The organism is Clostridium disporicum (assembly GCF_001405015.1).
GTDB lineage: Bacteria > Bacillota > Clostridia > Clostridiales > Clostridiaceae > Clostridium > Clostridium disporicum_B.
This window is the reverse complement of sequence record NZ_CYZX01000002.1, coordinates 21556-39327: the sequence shown is the minus strand read 5'-3', so window position 1 is coordinate 39327 and position 17772 is coordinate 21556. Positions and strand designations below refer to the sequence as shown.

General features: G+C 30.4%; 17 protein-coding genes and 1 other annotated feature. All 17 genes read right to left on the bottom strand.

The window, feature by feature from the left end; genetic code table 11:
- Positions 1-16 precede the first annotated feature (16 nt).
- The 17 genes from ARA56_RS01355 to ARA56_RS01275 all read right to left on the bottom strand — a co-directional run bounded on the left by ARA56_RS01355 (position 17) and on the right by ARA56_RS01275 (position 17671).
- Complete coding sequence (locus ARA56_RS01355) at positions 17-1252, bottom strand: peptidase U32 family protein (RefSeq protein ID WP_055263179.1); 1236 nt, start codon at positions 1250-1252, stop codon at positions 17-19.
- A gap of 3 nt (positions 1253-1255) precedes the next feature.
- Positions 1256-1900, bottom strand: coding sequence for an O-methyltransferase (locus tag ARA56_RS01350; RefSeq protein WP_055263177.1), 645 nt, complete (start codon positions 1898-1900; stop codon positions 1256-1258).
- 17 nt (positions 1901-1917) lie between these two features.
- Complete coding sequence (gene mltG / locus ARA56_RS01345; RefSeq protein WP_055263175.1) at positions 1918-2931, bottom strand: endolytic transglycosylase MltG; 1014 nt, start codon at positions 2929-2931, stop codon at positions 1918-1920.
- 87 nt (positions 2932-3018) lie between these two features.
- The gene (typA, locus tag ARA56_RS01340; protein ID WP_055263173.1) at positions 3019-4845 is read right to left on the bottom strand and encodes a translational GTPase TypA; all 1827 of its coding nucleotides are present in this window, start codon (positions 4843-4845) and stop codon (positions 3019-3021) included.
- Positions 4846-5052: 207 nt separating this feature from the next.
- Positions 5053-6720, bottom strand: coding sequence for a ribonuclease J (locus tag ARA56_RS01335; protein ID WP_055263171.1), 1668 nt, complete (start codon positions 6718-6720; stop codon positions 5053-5055).
- 64 nt (positions 6721-6784) lie between these two features.
- On the bottom strand, positions 6785-7249 hold the full coding sequence (locus ARA56_RS01330; RefSeq protein WP_148315727.1) for a Fur family transcriptional regulator: 465 nt from the start codon (positions 7247-7249) through the stop codon (positions 6785-6787).
- A gap of 20 nt (positions 7250-7269) precedes the next feature.
- The gene (locus tag ARA56_RS01325) at positions 7270-7542 is read right to left on the bottom strand and encodes a DUF1292 domain-containing protein (protein WP_055263167.1); all 273 of its coding nucleotides are present in this window, start codon (positions 7540-7542) and stop codon (positions 7270-7272) included.
- Positions 7543-7594: 52 nt separating this feature from the next.
- A complete protein-coding gene (gene ruvX, locus ARA56_RS01320) occupies positions 7595-8014 on the bottom strand; it encodes a Holliday junction resolvase RuvX (RefSeq protein ID WP_055263165.1) in 420 nt (139 codons plus the stop codon).
- Positions 8015-8057: 43 nt separating this feature from the next.
- Complete coding sequence (locus ARA56_RS01315) at positions 8058-8315, bottom strand: IreB family regulatory phosphoprotein (RefSeq protein WP_032118073.1); 258 nt, start codon at positions 8313-8315, stop codon at positions 8058-8060.
- A gap of 130 nt (positions 8316-8445) precedes the next feature.
- Positions 8446-11094, bottom strand: a complete 2649-nt coding sequence (gene alaS, locus ARA56_RS01310; protein WP_055263163.1) for an alanine--tRNA ligase — start codon at positions 11092-11094, stop codon at positions 8446-8448.
- Positions 11095-11158: 64 nt separating this feature from the next.
- Positions 11159-11333, bottom strand: a binding site (T-box leader).
- A 63-nt stretch (positions 11334-11396) separates the two neighbouring features.
- The gene (locus tag ARA56_RS01305; RefSeq protein ID WP_341379650.1) at positions 11397-12425 is read right to left on the bottom strand and encodes an AI-2E family transporter; all 1029 of its coding nucleotides are present in this window, start codon (positions 12423-12425) and stop codon (positions 11397-11399) included.
- Entirely contained in the window at positions 12422-12910 is a 489-nt protein-coding gene (locus tag ARA56_RS01300; RefSeq protein ID WP_055263159.1) for a PRC-barrel domain-containing protein, read from the bottom strand. Before ARA56_RS01300 ends, ARA56_RS01305 begins: the two co-directional genes overlap by 4 nt.
- A 128-nt stretch (positions 12911-13038) precedes the next feature.
- Positions 13039-14115, bottom strand: coding sequence for a tRNA 2-thiouridine(34) synthase MnmA (gene mnmA / locus ARA56_RS01295; RefSeq protein WP_055263157.1), 1077 nt, complete (start codon positions 14113-14115; stop codon positions 13039-13041).
- A gap of 18 nt (positions 14116-14133) precedes the next feature.
- A complete protein-coding gene (gene nifU, locus ARA56_RS01290; protein ID WP_042395324.1) occupies positions 14134-14577 on the bottom strand; it encodes a Fe-S cluster assembly scaffold protein NifU in 444 nt (147 codons plus the stop codon).
- Between the two features lies 1 nt (position 14578).
- Complete coding sequence (nifS, locus tag ARA56_RS01285; RefSeq protein ID WP_055263155.1) at positions 14579-15763, bottom strand: cysteine desulfurase NifS; 1185 nt, start codon at positions 15761-15763, stop codon at positions 14579-14581.
- Positions 15764-16216: an RrF2 family transcriptional regulator gene (locus ARA56_RS01280; protein ID WP_055263153.1), complete on the bottom strand. Its 453-nt coding sequence runs from the start codon at positions 16214-16216 to the stop codon at positions 15764-15766.
- Between the two features lie 186 nt (positions 16217-16402).
- Positions 16403-17671: a replication-associated recombination protein A gene (locus ARA56_RS01275; protein WP_055263151.1), complete on the bottom strand. Its 1269-nt coding sequence runs from the start codon at positions 17669-17671 to the stop codon at positions 16403-16405.
- Positions 17672-17772 lie beyond the last annotated feature (101 nt).

Genomic DNA, 17772 nt, shown 5'->3' with positions numbered 1-17772 from the left:
GTCCTCCTCTATGATTCTACAAAGTAAGTTTCTTACTTGCTTTAACTAGCATATCATTTTTCTTAAGTGGTTTATTAACCTTAGCTTTAAACATCATATGTGCTCTATTAGCTACATCAGTCTTTACGTTCTTATCCATATCAAACATTTCTGTTAATGTTACTTTAAAGTATGGATCTTCAGCTCTTAGAACTTCAACTTCATCATTTTCAAAAACTCTATTTTTTTGAAGTATTGTAGCTACCCCAGTTTCTTCATCATATTCCTTTACCATACCTACTAAATCATAATCTCTTAAATATGATGATTCATCATAATTTTCCTCACCATTTATCCCAAGATAGAATCCTGTATGGTATTTTCTATGACTTATTTTTGTTAAGATATCCATCCATTCATCTTTAAATTCATATTCATATGGATTTTTTAAGTATGAATCAACAGCTTCTCTATAAGCTTTAACAACTGAAGCTACATAAAACTCACTTTTCATTCTTCCTTCTATTTTAAAAGAATAAATTCCACTTTCAATAAGTTCTGGTATATGTTTGATCATACATAAATCTTTAGAATTCATTATATAAGTTCCATTATCATCTTCTACCACAGGATAGTATTCATTTGGTCTTGTTTCTTCAACTAAATAATATTTATATCTACAAACATTACCGCATATCCCTTTGTTCGCATCTCTACCTAACATATAATTAGATATTAAGCATCTTCCTGAATATGCTACACACATAGACCCATGAACAAAGGCTTCAATATCACATCCATTAGGCATATAAGATGTAATAGTCTTTATTTCCTTAAATGTTAACTCTCTTGCTAAAACAATTCTTTTAACTCCAAGTTCATACCAAAACTTAACAGCTCTCCAGTTTACAGTATTAGCTTGTGTACTTAAGTGGATTTCAAGTTCTGGTGCTACTTCTTTACATATAGCCACAAGCGAAGGGTCTGCAACAATTACTGCATCTACGCCTATTTCATAAAGTTCTCTAATATAGCTTTCTGCCCCTTCTAAATCATGATTTCTTGGGAAAACATTTAAAGTTACATATAACTTTCTTCCTCTATCATGACAATATTTTATACCTTCGATTATTTGTTCTGTAGTAAAATTATTTGAAAAAGCTCTAAGATTAAGCCTTCCTCCACCTATGTAAACTGCGTCTGCACCATAGTCTACAGCAATTTTTAATTTTTCTAGATTACCAGCCGGAGCTAGTATTTCAGGTTTTCTCATTTTTTACCTCCTTCTAGTAATAGCAATTCCATCTCCCATAGGTATTACTGATGTTACTAAATTTTTATCATTTGAAACCATCTCTAAATATGTTCTCATTCTTTTAACTATAGTTATTTTTCTACGTTTAACTAAATCATCTGATGCAACCATACCTCTAAATAACACATTATCTGCTATAATAATTCCATCTTCTTTTAAAAGTCTTAAACAGTGAGGAAGGAAATGGTTATAATGACCTTTCCCTGCATCCATAAAGATAAGGTCATATGGCTCTTCTAGTCTTTCTAAAACATCTAAACAATCTCCAGCTTCAATAGTTATATTCTTCTCTAAACCAAAGCTTTCGATATTTTTCTTAGCGAACCCGATCATTTCCTCGCTTCTCTCAATAGTTGTTATATGTGGATTAGTTCCTGCAGCTTCATACATTAATATAGCAGAATAACCTATAGCGGTACCAAGCTCTAATATTCTTAAAGGCTTTTTCATCCCTACCATAAATTCAAGAAATTTTATTGTTTCTTTCTGTGCTATAGGAACTTTATTTTCCTCAGCAAAATCTTCTAATTCTTTGATTTTGCCTTCACTTTCAGGTATTAATGACCTTATATATCCTTCCATGTAATCATAGGTAATTCCACTCATTATATTCCTCCTACTAGTTAATATCCAAGTTCTTCTTGCTTCTTCATAAAATCTTCATCATTATTTGTAAAATAATGCTTATTATCACTTTCTAAAACATAAAATAGATAATCTGTATCTTCTGGCTTTAATGCTGCAATAATAGACGGTGCTCCTGGATTACTTATTGGTCCAATCGGTAATCCTTTGTAAAGATATGTATTATATAAAGAATCTATCTCTAAATCTTTATAATAAAGTTTATCCTTATGATATCCGTGAGCATATAATACAGTTGCATCAATACTCAATGTCATATTTTCATTTATTCTATTGTATATAACTGATGCAATAGTAGCTCTTTCTTCATCTACTCTTGCCTCTTTTTCAACCATTGATGCAACAGTAATTATGTTTTCAATATCATCATTATTGACTTCAACACCCAGGTTTGTTATTATTTCATTCCAAACCTCATCAAATCTATTCAATAAAGTTTGAACTATCGCTTCTGGTTTTATACCTTTTTCAAATTTATATGTATCTGGAAATAAGAAACCTTCTAGGTTATATCTTTTTTCACTATTTTCTTTTATGTATGATGGTAGAGGATATTCTTTTACAGCATTAATAAACTGGTCACTTTTACATATACCCTCATTTTCTAATTTTTCTGCTATGTCATCAATTGTAAAACCTTCAGGTATTGTAAAGTTTATGTAGCTATCTTCTGATTCTCTTTTTAATAGTTCAATAATATCCTTAATAGACATATCTTTATTCATTATGTACTGACCAGGTATAATATCTAAATTAAGTCTATTAATTTTAGTGTAAGCTTTTATAATTACTGTATTTTTAATAACGCCTTCTGATTTTAGTTCATTTAATAAGCTATAAAAACTTTCACCTTCATCTATCGTTACCTGATAATCTGAAACTATTTTTAAAGGTTTATCTATTACAGATTTAAATGCAACTATACCTACGATAATAAAACATAAGATTGTTACCATTGCAATCTTAATTAACCTTTTAGATTTAAAATTCATAAATACCCCCTATATATAAGTAAATAGCCCCTAAAGGCTATTCACTATTATAATACTTTTTTATGAAATTTTAAAGAAATTTAGCTATTATTTTTTACTTCTGCTTATTAATCTCTTTCTTTCAGCAGCATTTAATGCTCTTTTTCTCATTCTTACACTAACAGGAGTAACTTCAACTAATTCATCATGATTTATAAACTCTAATGATTGTTCTAATGTTAATTGAGTAACTGGTACAAGTTTAACTGCATCATCTGAACCAGACGCTCTTGTATTTGTTAACTTTTTACCTTTACATACATTTATATCTATATCTTCTGCTCTTGAACACTCTCCAACAATCATACCTTCATATACTGGTGTTCCAGGAGTTATAAATAACTTACCTCTTTCTTGAGCATTAAATAATCCGTAAGCAATTGCTTCCCCTTGTTCAAATGAAACTATTGAACCTCTGCTTCTTGTTGGAATATCTCCTTTATATGGACCATATCCATTAAATACGTGGTTCATTATACCATTACCTTTTGTATCAGTCATAAATTCACTTCTGAATCCGATAAGACCTCTAGCTGGTATATTGAATTCTAATCTAGTATAACCATTTACAGCTGATGTCATATTAACCATTTCACCTTTTCTTGGTCCCATCTTTTCCATAACAGGTCCCATGAACTCTTCTGGTACATCTATAGTTAAGTATTCCATTGGTTCCATCTTTTTACCGTCAATAGTTTTAAATATAACGTTTGGTTTAGAAACTTGAAGCTCAAATCCTTCTCTTCTCATTGTTTCTATAAGTATAGATAAGTGTAATTCTCCTCTTCCTGAAACTTCGAAGCAATCAGGAGTTATCTCATTTACTCTTAAACTTACATTTGTTTCAAGCTCTTTCATTAATCTATCTCTTAAATGTCTTGATGTAACGAAGTCACCTTCTCTACCTGCAAATGGTGAATCATTTACCATAAAGTTCATGTTTAATGTTGGCTCATCAATTTCTATGTATGGTAAAGCTTCTGGATTTTGTGAATCTGCTATAGTTTCACCTATATTAGCATCAACAACACCACTTAAAGCAATTATATCTCCTAAAGATGCTTCTTGAACCTCTTCTCTTTGTAATCCATTATATCCAAATACACCTGATACCTTATAAGTAGAAGTTGTACCATCTTTTCTTACTAATGCAACTTGTTGATTTTTTCTTACTTTTCCTCTGTGGATTTTACCTATAGCAATTTTCCCTAAGTACTCATTAGTATCTAAACTTGTTACAAGCATTTGGAAAGGTCCATCAATATATCCTTTCGGACATTCAACATTCTCTATAACAGTCTTAAATAATGGTTCCATTCCCATATTTGTATCTTCAACATTGTATCTAGCAAAACCTTCTCTTGCTGATGCGTATATTATTGGGAAATCTAATTGCTCATCATCTGCACCTAATTCTAAGAATAACTCAAATACTTCATCAATAACCTCTTCTGGTCTTGCATTCGGTTTATCTATTTTATTTATAACAACGATTGGTTTTAATTTTAATTCTAATGCTTTCTTTAAAACGAACTTTGTTTGTGGCATAGGTCCTTCATATGAATCTACTACTAATAAAACTGAGTCTACCATATCAAGTACACGCTCTACTTCTCCGCCGAAATCAGCATGCCCTGGAGTATCTACAATATTTATCTTTATTCCATTGTACATAACTGCAGTATTTTTAGAAAGGATTGTTATACCTCTTTCTTTTTCTAAATCATTTGAATCCATAACTCTTTCATCAACTTTTTCATTAGATCTAAATACGTGACTTTCCTTAAACATAGCATCAACTAATGTAGTCTTACCATGGTCAACGTGAGCTATTATAGCTATATTTCTAATATCATCTCTACTTATTAATTCCATATATATTTCCTCCAAATTTGTAATAATAATTTTAAATTATATTGTCAGAAGTTTTAAAAGAGTAACTTCAAATTATTTAAATTATTATCTTTGCTTTAATGTAAACCTATAAATATTTTACCCAAAAAGAAAATTGGATACACATGTATCCAATTTCCAAATCTATAAGCTATTCTACTATCTATTTGACCTCTTGTCAACTTCCAGTTATATTTCCATTATTATTGGTAAAATCATCGGTTTTCTCTTAGTCTTTTCATATAGATAACTTCTAAGTTCATCTCTTACTCTAGACTTTAATGTAGCCCAATCATTTATCTTCTTTTCTTCACACTCTAATAATATAGATTTAACTATATCTCTCGCTTCATCCATCAATGGTTCAGATTCCCTTACATAAACAAATCCTCTAGATATAATGTCTGGTCCTGCAACAATTGCTTTATTTTCCTTTGATAATGTTACTACTACTGTTAAAATACCATCTTGAGATAAATGTTTTCTATCTCTTAAAACTATATTTCCAACATCACCAACGCCTAATCCATCAACAAACACTTGCCCTGCAGCCACTGATCCATTTTTCTTTATAGAGTTTCGTGTAACCTCGATTACATCTCCTATATCAGCAATAATAAGATTGTTTTCTGGCAATCCTACTGACATAGCAAGCTCTCCATGCTTCTTTAAATGTCTATATTCACCATGAACTGGTATAAAGAACTTTGGTTTTACTAATGCTTGCATTAACTTTAACTCTTCTTGATAAGCATGACCTGATACATGAATTTGTGCTAAAGATTCGTAAATAACATCTGCACCGTTTTTGAAAAGCTGATTAATAACTCTAGATACAAGCTTTTCATTTCCTGGAATAGGTGTCGCAGATATAATTACTGTATCTCCTTGTTTTATATTTACTTTTCTATGATCTGATGAAGCCATTCTTGAAAGAGCTGACATCGGCTCGCCTTGACTTCCTGTAGTAATAACAACTAATTCATTATCATTATATTTGTTAATATGATCTATACCTATAAGTGTTTCTTTATCTACATCTATATAACCAAGATCCATAGCAACTTGCATATTATTTTCCATACTTCTTCCAGAAACAGCAACTTTTCTGCCGTAAATTTTACCGGCCTCTATTATTTGCTGAATTCTATGGATATTTGAAGCAAAAGTTGCTATTATAATTCTTCCTTTAGCTTTACCAAATATTTTAACTAAACTTTCACCAACCACTTTTTCAGACATAGTATATCCAGGTCTCTCAACATTTGTTGAGTCTGCCATCATTACAAGTACACCCTTTTTACCTAATTCTGCAAACCTTGCAAAATCCATTGGTTCACCATCAATTGGTGTATAATCAACCTTAAAGTCTCCTGTATGAAGCACCACTCCAAGTGGTGTATGAATTGCTATAGCAACTGAATCTGCTATAGAGTGATTTGTTTTGATAAATTCTACTGAAACAGAATTTAGTCTTATGACATCTCTAGGTTTAACCCTAATCAATTCTGTTGTGCTTAATAATCCATGTTCCTTAAGCTTTGTTTCTACTATCCCTAAAGTTAGTTTTGTTCCATATACCGGTACATTTAATTGCTTTAAAAAGTATGGTAATGCTCCTATATGGTCTTCGTGTCCGTGGGTTAGAAAAATCCCTGTAACTCTTTCTCTATTTTTAAGAAGATATGTTATATCTGGAATAACTAAATCAATTCCAAACATATCTTCATCTGGAAATCTTAAGCCACAATCTATTATAACAATATCATTTTTGTATTCGATAGCTGTTAGATTTTTTCCTATCTCGTTTACTCCGCCTAAAGGAATAATCTTAACTTTAGCTTTTTCGTTTTTCATATGTCCCCTCCTTCATCTCTTTCTTGTATATGTATCAATCACGCTTTTAAGCGAGAGTTCCCCCTTATTTTAAGTCTTCGTTACAGTCGCAACACTCTGAACAAATTCCAAAAAACTTTACACTATGATCTAATATCTTGAATTTATAAGTTTTTTCTATTCTTTCTTCAAGTTCTTCTAATAAATCATCTTGAACTTCATAAACTCTTTTACACTTATTGCATACTAAGTGATGATGTCTATGCTCCTCATCACTATGAACTAATTCATATCTACTACATCCATCATTTAAATCTAATTTATATATAACATTAACTTCTTCTAAAAGTAATACTGTTCTGTATACTGTTGCTAAACCTATATCAGGACATCTTTTCTTTACTTCATCATAAATCTCTTCTGCAGTTAAATGTTGACCTTCTTTTTCTATTATTATATCAAGTATAGCTCTTCTTTGAGGCGTTAATTTATATCCCTTTTCCTTTAAATTTTCTTTTAGTTCATTTATATTAATACTTATTCCTCCCATCATAACACCTCTTCATATATTTATTCATCAATAAAAATAGTATTATATGCTTCTTCTACAGCTGCTAGTTCTACTTCATTATCTATTAGTTCAAAAGCTTCTTCTCCATCTTCATCCTTAGTTACTTTTAAAGCAAATGGATTTTCATCTGGATATGCTTCATCTTCTACTATAACATATTCACATTTCTCATCGTTATCTGGATTAACCACATCAAAAAAAGCTATTACCTTTAAGTTTATTTCATTTCCATCTTCATCGTATAATTTAATGTTTTCTAATTCTTTTTCCATTTTTTTCTCCTTTGAATCATTTTAAATTTTATTTTAATGTATTGTCATTTTTTTATTTACTAAGTCTTAACTTGTCAAGATAACCTTGAAGTATGTATATTGCAGCTATCTTATCAACAATCTTTTTTCTCTTTCCTCTTGAAAGATCTGCTTCTAGCATTGCTCTATGTGCAGCAACAGTAGTTAGTCTTTCATCCCACATTTCTATAGGCAAGCCAGTTTTCTCTTTAATTACTTCTGCTAGAGCAATAACTCTCTCCCCAGACTCTCCTATAGTTCCATTCATATTTTTAGGTAATCCAATAACTATAGTTTCTACACCATATTCCTTACATATCTTATGAACTTCTTCTATATCTTGTTCTTTTTTTGTCCTTCTAATAGTTGTAATTCCTTGTGCTGTCCATCCTAGGGGATCACTTAAAGCTACTCCTATAGTCTTTGAACCAACATCTAGCCCTAATATTCTCATTAAAAACTCCTTAAATTAAAAGTGCCCGATTAACGGGCACTTTCTACTTTATTTCTAAATAAGATTTTATTACTTCTTCTAGTATTTCATCTCTTTCAAGCTTTCTAAGTAAAGCCCTTGCTCCGTTGTAACTTGTAATGTAAGAAGGGTCTCCTGAAATTAAATATCCAACTAATTGATTTACAGGATTATAGCCTTTTTCTTTTAATGCCTTATATACATCTGTTAATATAGACTTTGTTAAATCTTCTTTATCAACACCTAAGTTGAATTGCATTGTTCTGTCAAGATTGTTTTCCATACTGTGCTGCTTATTTGCAGCTCACCCCCTTACGTTTTTTACAACTATTAATAGTATTATCACTTTTAGATTATTTATTCAAATATTGTTAACTTAATTATATAACAAAACTTTATAAAAGTATACTATTTTACTTAACTAAATTTTCTATTACTTCGTAAGCAACTTCGATAGCTTGTGAAATATTACTTGGATTCTTACCACCAGCTTGAGCCATATCCGGTCTTCCTCCACCGCCGCCACCAACAACAGCTGCAACTTCTTTTATAATCTTTCCACAATGGATTCCATTAGCTAATACATCTTTAGTTGCCATAGCCACTAAATTAACCTTATCTCCACCATTACTTAATAAGATTACCACACCACTACTCATCTTACTTCTAATTTTATCAGCTAAATCTCTTAAAGCATTTCCATCAACGCCTTCTAATCCATAAGCTATAGCTTTAATTCCAGATATATCTCTTGCAGAATTTAATATATCATCTTCTGCACCTGAAGTTAGTTTAGCTTTTAATTCAGCTATTTCCTTATCTTTTTCCTTTATTTCATTTCCTTGAGATGCAATCTTCTTTAAGATATCTTTCTCATTACATTTTAGTGTTGAACACGCTTCTTTTAATAGTCTTTGTTTTTCTTCCATATATCTTATAGCATTTTTACCTGTTAAAGCTTCAATTCTTCTTATTCCAGCTGCAACACCAGTCTCAGATATAATTTTAAAGAAACCAATCTCTCCAACATTACTAACATGAGTACCACCACATAATTCTTTTGAGAACTCACCAGCTGATACAACTCTTACCTTATCTCCATACTTTTCATCAAACAGTGCAGTTGCACCTGATGCTTTAGCTTCGTCAATTGTCATTAACTTAGTGCATACAGAATCAACTTCCATTATCTTTTCATTAACTAAATCTTCAACTTTTTCAATTTCTTCAATTGTTAACCCTTGGAAGTGAGTAAAGTCAAATCTTAATCTTTCATTATCAACATATGAACCTGCTTGATGTATATGTGATCCTACTATTTCCTTTAAAGCTGCTTGTAACATGTGAGTTGCAGTATGGTTTTTACAAACACTATTTCTTCTAACCTTATCAACCTTTAAAGTTACAACATCATTAATTTTTATAGTTCCATTTTTAACTTCAACATAATGAATAGTTTTTCCACCAACATTTTTCTTAGTATTATAAACTAATGCTGTTCCATTTTCTCCTTCTATTATACCTGTGTCACCTATTTGACCACCCATTTCTGCATAAAAAGGAGTTTTATCTGTTAGAATATAACCTTTATTTCCTTCTGATAATTCTTCAACAAACTCTTCATCTGTTGCTAGAACTACAACTTTTCCTGTTCCTATAGTATCAGTATATCCAATAAATTCAGTTTCTACATCTGCTTTAACTTTATTTATTGGAACTTCTTCACTTCCCATATACGAAGTTTCGCCTCTTGCACTTCTAGCTCTTTCTCTTTGAGCTTCCATTTCCTTCTTAAACTCTTCTGAATCAACAGTCATCTCTTTTTCTTCTAAAATCTCTTCTGTTAATTCTATAGGGAATCCATAAGTATCATAAAGCTTAAATGCTTTTTCACCACTTAAAACTTTAGTTCCTATCTCTTCTAACTCCGCAATATAACCTGATAATATATTCATACCAGCATCAATTGTCTCATTAAATCTTTCTTCTTCTAAAGTTATTATCTTCGTAATATACTCTTTATTTTCTACTAGTTGAGGATATGATCCACCGTAATTTTCTATTACAGCATCTACAACTTCCTTTAGGAATAAGCCTTTAATTCCGATAAGTCTTCCATGTCTAGCAGCTCTTCTAAGTAATCTTCTTAAAACATAACCTCTACCTTCATTACTTGGTTGAACACCATCAGATATAAGCATTGTAACAGCTTTAACGTGATCTGTTATAATTCTTAAAGATACATCAGTGTTACTTTCTTTTCCGTATTCAACACCAGATAGCTTAGATACTCTATTTAGTATATTTTTAACTGTATCTATTTCAAATATGTTATCAACACCTTGCATTATAGTTGCAATTCTTTCTAATCCCATACCTGTATCTATATTTTTATTCTTTAATGGAGCATAGCTTCCATCTTCTTGTTTATCAAATTGAATAAATACTAGGTTCCAGAATTCAACTATTCTATCTGCATCAGATGCAGCTACGAAATCTTCAACATTTGTAACTGGTGCTACGTCTACACCTCTATCAAAATGTATTTCAGTACAAGGCCCACATGGTCCAACAGTTCCAACTTCCCAGAAGTTATCATCCTTACCTAATCTAAAAATTCTATTTGGGTCTATATCAGTTTTAGAAGTCCAAATATCATAAGCTTCATCATCTTCTAAATAAATAGTTACGTATAGTTTTTCTTTAGGTAACTTTAAAACTTCAGTTACAAATTCCCATGACCATGGAATAATTTCATTTTTAAAATAGTCTCCAAAGGAGAAATTTCCTAACATTTCAAAGAAAGTACCGTGTCTTGATGTCTTACCAACATTTTCAATATCACCGGTTCTTATACACTTTTGACATGTAGTTACTCTCTTACTTGGTGGGGTTTGTATACCTGTAAAATATGGCTTAAGCGGTGCCATACCAGCATTAATCAATAATAAACTATTATCGTTCTTAGGTACTAATGGAAAACTTTCCATTCTTAAGTGTTCTTTAGATTCAAAGAACTTTAAAAATTGCTCTCTTAAATCATTTGCTCCTATGAATTGCATATAATTTCCTCCATTTTTACTATTATTATAATTTTATAAAATAAAAAAGTCTTCATCCCTAAAAACAAGGGACGAAAACTTGAATTCCGCGGTACCACCCTAATTATGTACTAAATTGCACATCACTTAAAGCATAAAGACTCCAAGATAGCTTCAATATGATAAATAAGAAGTTTGCACCAACCACTTCCTCTCTTTATATTTATTACATACCTACTCATTCTTTTCATCGTCTTTTATATTTATTTGTTTATTCCTAGGCAAATTATAGTTTATTTATAGCATTATGTCAATTCTTATCCTTAAAATAAGTAATAATTAATATCATCATATATCACTTTTATTATAACCAATATAGGAACAGCTAAGATCATTCCAGCAGCTCCTCCAATTTTACCACCTAATATAAGCAATATAATAATGATTATAGGATGAAAATTTATACATACCCCAGTAATTTTAGGCGCAAGCAAATCTCCTTCAATCTGTTGAATTACAAATGCGCCTATTAGAGCTAATATAGCTTTTGTAGGTGATTGCATTAATGCTATAAATACTATAGGAGCTCCCCCTATAATTGGGCCGAAATAAGGGATGATATTAGCTATTGCATTAAGTATAGCTAATATAAGTGGCAATTTTATTCCTAAGATTATTAACATTATAAAAGTTAGCACACCAATAATTCCTGATAATAATAACTGACTGATAATATACCTACTTAGAACCTTGTCAATATTACCATTTATTTTTCTAATTAATATCCTTTTATCTGTTGGGAATATTAATAACAATTTGTTATATATAAGCTCCCCATCAGCCAAAAAATAATATGCCACTACAGGAACTATAGCAAATCCAACTAAATTTTCTAAAATAGAAGCTATATTGTCTATTAAATTTCCTGATAAAGATGCTAAAAACAAATTTATTTTTTCATTTATTTGAATGTATGCAGTTTCAAACAAACTCAAATCACTTAAATTAAGTTTATTAGCCATATTCATTAAATACAATTCAACATTATCTAACATAACTCCAAAATTTCCACTTTCATAAATTATAGTAGGAACTATAAAATATATTATAGTAGTAAATAAACCTATGGATAAGATAATTATAATTAAAGATGATATTCTTTTAGAAATTTTAAACTTATCACAGAAATAGTTTCTTAGAGGCTTTATTGCATAGGCTATAATAAAAGATATTAATATTAAATTTACAACAGAACGTACTGGATCATAAAAAAAATAAATTGATAAAAGTAATATAAAAATAAGTACTATACATATTTTTATTAATATAGATTTATATTTTCTTTTAATCACGATATTATTCCTCCTAAGTTATGAGGTAATGTTTTAAGCCTAATATAGTCCTTCCCTTTATAGAGAATAAATTTTTCGCATAAAACACATCCACTAGATAAAATGATTTCTTTCCCTTTAAACATTGTATCTATAACTCCAGAGCTTATTATCATACCTTTAACAGTAAATGTATCCTTATCTATTATAAGATCCTCCAAAACACCCTTCATAACATTTTTATTATCTATAACATCCATAAATTTAATATTATTAAATGTTAGACCTTTATAACTTTCAATAGAAGAAACTATAAGTACATCCTCTAAAGAGAGTATACTTTCTTTTTTAATAAAATTCTTTTTACTAAAAATAGATAAACTTGAGATAATAAAACCTATAATACTGCCCTCATCAAAATCTATAGCTATATCACTTATTGCCCCTAGATACTTTCCATTTGTATCATAGACTTTCATCAAATAAAAATCTCTAGTTTTAAACATAGATTTTCTCCTTTTAAATATTATTTTTTTATTATTGCCTTATCTAAATAATATTATTACTAACAACTAGCTATTTTTTCTAATAAAAAAAGAAGTCATATAAAATGACTTCTTACAAGCTAAATGTATTATAGAATCTCTTCTATTATTCCACCACCAACAACTATATTACCTTGATAGAAAACAACAGATTGACCTTTAGTTATAGCTCTTTGTTTATCTTTAAAGCTAACTTTAACCCTATTACCTTCTAATTGTGATATAACGGCTTCTGCTGGTCTTCCTGAATATCTAACCTTCGCTTCAACAGTTAGTTCGCCCTCTAATTTATCAAAAGGAATAAAATTAACATCTTTGGCAACAAGATCTGTTTTAAATATATCTATCTCTGGTCCTAGAACTACTTCATTAGTTTGCGGATTTATATCAGTTACAAAAACCGGTCTTCCAAGTGCTATTCCTAACCCTTTTCTTTGACCTATAGTATAATAAACTATACCTTTATGTTTACCTAATATATTACCATTCTTATCAACAAAATTTCCTGGAACAACCTCTAAAGGTCTAGCTTCTGAAATATATCGTCCGTGATTATTGTCTGGAATAAAACATATTTCTTCACTATCCTTTTTATTATGTACCGCTAATCCGATTTCTTTAGCAATCTCTCTAATTCTGTCTTTTGTATATTCTCCACAAGGCATTAATGTATGTGCTAATTGATCTTGAGTAAAATTATATAATGCATATGTTTGATCTTTTCTATCATCATCAGAACGAATTAAAAGATACCTTCCATCTTTCTCTTCTATCTTTGCATAATGACCTGTTGCTACATAATCAGCACCAATCCCTTTTGCTTTTCTTAATAACTCATCAAATTTCAAATATTTATTACAAGCTATACAAGGATTAGGAGTCTTTCCATCTATATATTCTTGAACGAAATAATCAATAACTTTTTCCTTAAAACTATCTCTAAAGTTCATTACATAGAAAGGAATACCTATTTTATCCGCAACTCTTCTTGCATCATCAACAGCAGAAAGTGAACAGCATCCACCTTCTCTCTCTGTATACTCATTATCTTCTTGCCATATTTGCATTGTTACACCAATAACATCATAACCTTGCTCTTTTAAAAGGTAAGCAGCAACGGAACTATCTACTCCGCCGCTCATACCTATAACTACTTTCTTTTTCATTAACTCACACCTTAAATTTTATTCATGACCATGAACAGCATCATGTAATTCATCGTGATCTGTTTCTTCAAATTCCCATCCTTCTGTGCTTAATCCAGCATTTTTTCTGTAGTCATTTATAGCTTTATGAATAGCTTCTTCAGCTAACACTGAACAGTGCATCTTAACTGGTGGAAGTCCATCTAACGCTTCAGCAACAGCCTTGTTTGAAAGTTCCCAAGCTTCTTCTAAAGTTTTACCTTTAATCATTTCAGTTGCCATTGAAGATGAAGCTATAGCAGATCCACAGCCAAAAGTTTGGAACTTAACATCTTTTATTATATTATCTTCAACCTTTAAGTAAACTCTCATTATATCTCCGCACTTAGCATTTCCTACTTCTCCAATACCATTTGCGTCTTCAATTTCTCCTACATTTCTTGGATTTCTAAAATGGTCCATAACCTTATCTGTATATATCATATTATTTTTCTCCCTTCTTCACAAAATCACTCCATAATGGTGACATATTTCTAATTCTTTCTATAATTCCAGGTAATACCTCAATAACATAATCAACATCCTCTTCTGTTGATCCATCTCCTAAAGTTAATCTTAATGATCCATGAGCTTTTTCATGTGGTAATCCTATCGCTAATAATACATGCGATGGATCTAATGATCCTGAAGTACAAGCACTTCCACTTGATGCACATACCCCCTCAAAATCTAGAGATAAAAGTATAGATTCACCTTCTATAAATTCAAATCTTACATTTACATTACCAGGTAATCTTTTATCTCCTCTTGGTCCATTTAAATATGAATATGGAACTTTTTCTAATATTCCGTCTATTAGTTTATCTCTTAATGAAGATAATTTCTCCATATGACATTGTAAATCTTCAGTTGCTAACTCTATAGCTTTTCCTAATCCTACTACAGAAGCAATATTTTCAGTACCAGCTCTTCTAGCTCTTTCTTGCCCACCGCCATGGATTAAGTTGTCAATCTTTATTCCTTTTCTTATGTATAATGCACCTATACCTTTAGGACCGTATATCTTATGTCCTGCTAAAGATAATAAGTCTATATTCATTTCTTTAACATCAACAGGGATATTTCCTACTGCTTGAACTGCATCCGTATGGAAGAATACCTTTCTTTCTCTACAGATTTGACCTATTTCCTTTATAGGTTGAATAGTTCCAATTTCATTATTAGCAAACATAATTGATACTAAAATAGTTTTATCAGTTATTGCATTTTTTAATTCTTCTAAATCTATAAATCCTTCTTCATTTACATCTAAATATGTTACATCAAAACCATTTTTCTCTAAATATTCACAAGTGTGAAGAACAGCATGATGTTCTATCTTTGTAGTTATTATATGATTACCTTTTTTTCTATGTGCTGAAGCAATTCCTTTTATCGCCCAGTTATCTGCTTCAGATCCACCTCCTGTAAAGTAAACCTCATTAACATCACAATTAAGAGCTTTAGCCACTTGACCTCTAGCCTTATCTATAGCCATCTTCGTTTCTCTTGAAATCCCATAAAAAGATGATGGATTTCCAAATTTTTGAGTAAAATATGGCATCATTTCTTCTAAAACCTCTGGCTTAACATATGTAGTAGCCGCATAATCCATATATACTGTTCTCATTTACTGTTCACTCCTCTTTAAAACTAAAGTTTCATTCTTTTCTTTTATTCTATTGTAGTCATCTACTATATCTTGTAATGTTATGTTTTCCATAACTTCATCTATACTATTTTTAATCTTTGTCCATAAAAGCCTTGTAGCACAACAATCAATGTTATCACAAGATACCCCTTCAATACAATCAGCAATTTCTATAGGTCCCTCAAGAACATACATTATATCAGAAACTTTTATGTCTTTTGGCTCCCTCCCAAGGACGTACCCCCCTTGAGCACCTCTTATACTATTTATAAGCTTTGCCTTTCTCAAAGGAGAAAAAAGTTGTTCTAAATAATATTCAGAAATACCTTGTCTCTGAGAAATAGTTTTTATTGATAGAGGGGATTTACCATGGTTTATAGCAAGTTCTACCATAGCTTTTACTCCATATCTTCCTTTTGTAGATAGTTTCATTTTCTCACCCCTTATTCTGACTCTTTTGCTCTGCTTTATATTTATATCATACTAACTTACTCTGCTTTTGTCAACTATACTAATTAGTTTTTTAAATTTTTAATTAATAATAAGTTTTTCATATACTTTTTTGTCAAAACTTTTATTTTAAATATAAAAAATGCTTATTTTATTAATCTATAGCCATTATTTTTCCTTAATCGCTCTCCAATAATCTTTAGTAGCTTTTTCAAATTTATTATCACCATATTTGTAATAACTTCTATCTTTAATGTTATCAGGAAGATATTGTTGTTCTACATAATGCTTAGGATAATTATGAGGATATTTATACTCTAATCCTCTTCCTAACTTAGAAGCCCCACTATAATGAGCATCCTTCAAATGCCTAGGTATATCCCCTATAGTAATATCTTCTAAATCTCTAAGCGCAGCATCTAATGCCAAATACGCCGAATTTGATTTAGGACTTGTTGCCAAAAGTATAGTTGCTTCAGCTAATGGTATTCTGGCTTCTGGAAAACCTAGCTCCCTTGCTGAATCTACTAATGATTTTACAATTAAAGCTGCTTGTGGATAAGCAAGCCCTATGTCCTCAGAAGCTATAACTTGAAGCCTTCTACAAATAGAAATCAAATCACCTGCCTTAACTAATCTAGCTAAATAATGAATAGCTGCATCTGGATCACTACCTCTAATTGATTTCTGAAAAGCACTTAAAACATCATAATGAGCATCTCCATCCATATCATAAGATATAACTTTATTTTGTGTAGAATCTTTAACTACATCAATATCTATTAATATAACCTTATCTTCATTAGGTTTAGTAGAATTGAGAGCTACTTCTAACCCATTTAAAGCTTTTCTAACATCACCATTACAATATGATGCAAGGTACATCTTCGCCTCATCTGTAACTTCCAACTTTATTTCGCTATAATCTTTAATTTTAATATCTATAGCTCTATTTATAGCTTTTTTGATATCCTCTTCACTTAAAGGTTTAAATTCAAAGATAGTCGATCTAGACAACAACGCTTTAAATATGTAAAAATACGGATTTTCTGTTGTTGATGCAATAAGGGTAATTCTTCCATCCTCTATATACTCTAATAAGGATTGTTGTTGCTTCTTATTAAAGTTTTGTATCTCATCTAAATATAAAAGCACTCCATTTATCCCCATGAATGTATCCAATTCTTTTGTTATATCTTGAATATCCTTCAAGGATGCATTTGTAGCATTTAATTTATAAAACCTTTTACCAGCTTTCTCTGCTATAATATTGGCTACTGTAGTTTTCCCAACACCTGGTGGCCCATAGAAAATCATATTAGAAATACGTCCACTTTTTACTATTCTATCTAAAATCTTGTTTTCACCCAATATATGTTGTTGTCCATAAACCTCACTTAACTTTTTTGGCCTAACTAAATCCGCTAACGGTTTCATTCTAACACCTCAAATTTATTTAAATTAAAAATTTTAAACTCCTATCATCACAAAAGTATAACATAATTTATATTATATATTAAAATCTATAATAAAAAATA

Excerpts from the sequence above, each read along its gene's own strand:
- ARA56_RS01325 (WP_055263167.1), bottom strand. The coding sequence starts at position 7,542 with ATGGAAAAAGAATTAGAAAACATTAAATTATACGATGAAGATGGAAAT.
- mltG (WP_055263175.1), bottom strand. The coding sequence starts at position 2,931 with ATGAATTTTAAATCTAAAAGGTTAATTAAGATTGCAATGGTAACAATC.
- nifS (WP_055263155.1), bottom strand. The coding sequence starts at position 15,763 with ATGAGAACAGTATATATGGATTATGCGGCTACTACATATGTTAAGCCA.
- ruvX (WP_055263165.1), bottom strand. The coding sequence starts at position 8,014 with ATGAGAATATTAGGGCTAGATGTTGGTTCAAAGACTATAGGAGTAGCT.
- ARA56_RS01300 (WP_055263159.1), bottom strand. The coding sequence starts at position 12,910 with ATGTTTAAAACTAGAGATTTTTATTTGATGAAAGTCTATGATACAAAT.
- ARA56_RS01330 (WP_148315727.1), bottom strand. The coding sequence starts at position 7,249 with ATGGGAGGAATAAGTATTAATATAAATGAACTAAAAGAAAATTTAAAG.
- typA (WP_055263173.1), bottom strand. The coding sequence starts at position 4,845 with ATGGAATTAATAAGTAGAGATGATATTAGAAATATAGCTATAATAGCT.
- ARA56_RS01275 (WP_055263151.1), bottom strand. The coding sequence starts at position 17,671 with ATGAAACCGTTAGCGGATTTAGTTAGGCCAAAAAAGTTAAGTGAGGTT.
- ARA56_RS01335 (WP_055263171.1), bottom strand. The coding sequence starts at position 6,720 with ATGAAAAACGAAAAAGCTAAAGTTAAGATTATTCCTTTAGGCGGAGTA.
- ARA56_RS01355 (WP_055263179.1), bottom strand. The coding sequence starts at position 1,252 with ATGAGAAAACCTGAAATACTAGCTCCGGCTGGTAATCTAGAAAAATTA.
- mnmA (WP_055263157.1), bottom strand. The coding sequence starts at position 14,115 with ATGAAAAAGAAAGTAGTTATAGGTATGAGCGGCGGAGTAGATAGTTCC.
- nifU (WP_042395324.1), bottom strand. The coding sequence starts at position 14,577 with ATGATATATACAGATAAGGTTATGGACCATTTTAGAAATCCAAGAAAT.
- ARA56_RS01350 (WP_055263177.1), bottom strand. The coding sequence starts at position 1,900 with ATGAGTGGAATTACCTATGATTACATGGAAGGATATATAAGGTCATTA.
- ARA56_RS01315 (WP_032118073.1), bottom strand. The coding sequence starts at position 8,315 with ATGGAAAACAATCTTGACAGAACAATGCAATTCAACTTAGGTGTTGAT.
- alaS (WP_055263163.1), bottom strand. The coding sequence starts at position 11,094 with ATGCAATTCATAGGAGCAAATGATTTAAGAGAGCAATTTTTAAAGTTC.
- ARA56_RS01280 (WP_055263153.1), bottom strand. The coding sequence starts at position 16,216 with ATGAAACTATCTACAAAAGGAAGATATGGAGTAAAAGCTATGGTAGAA.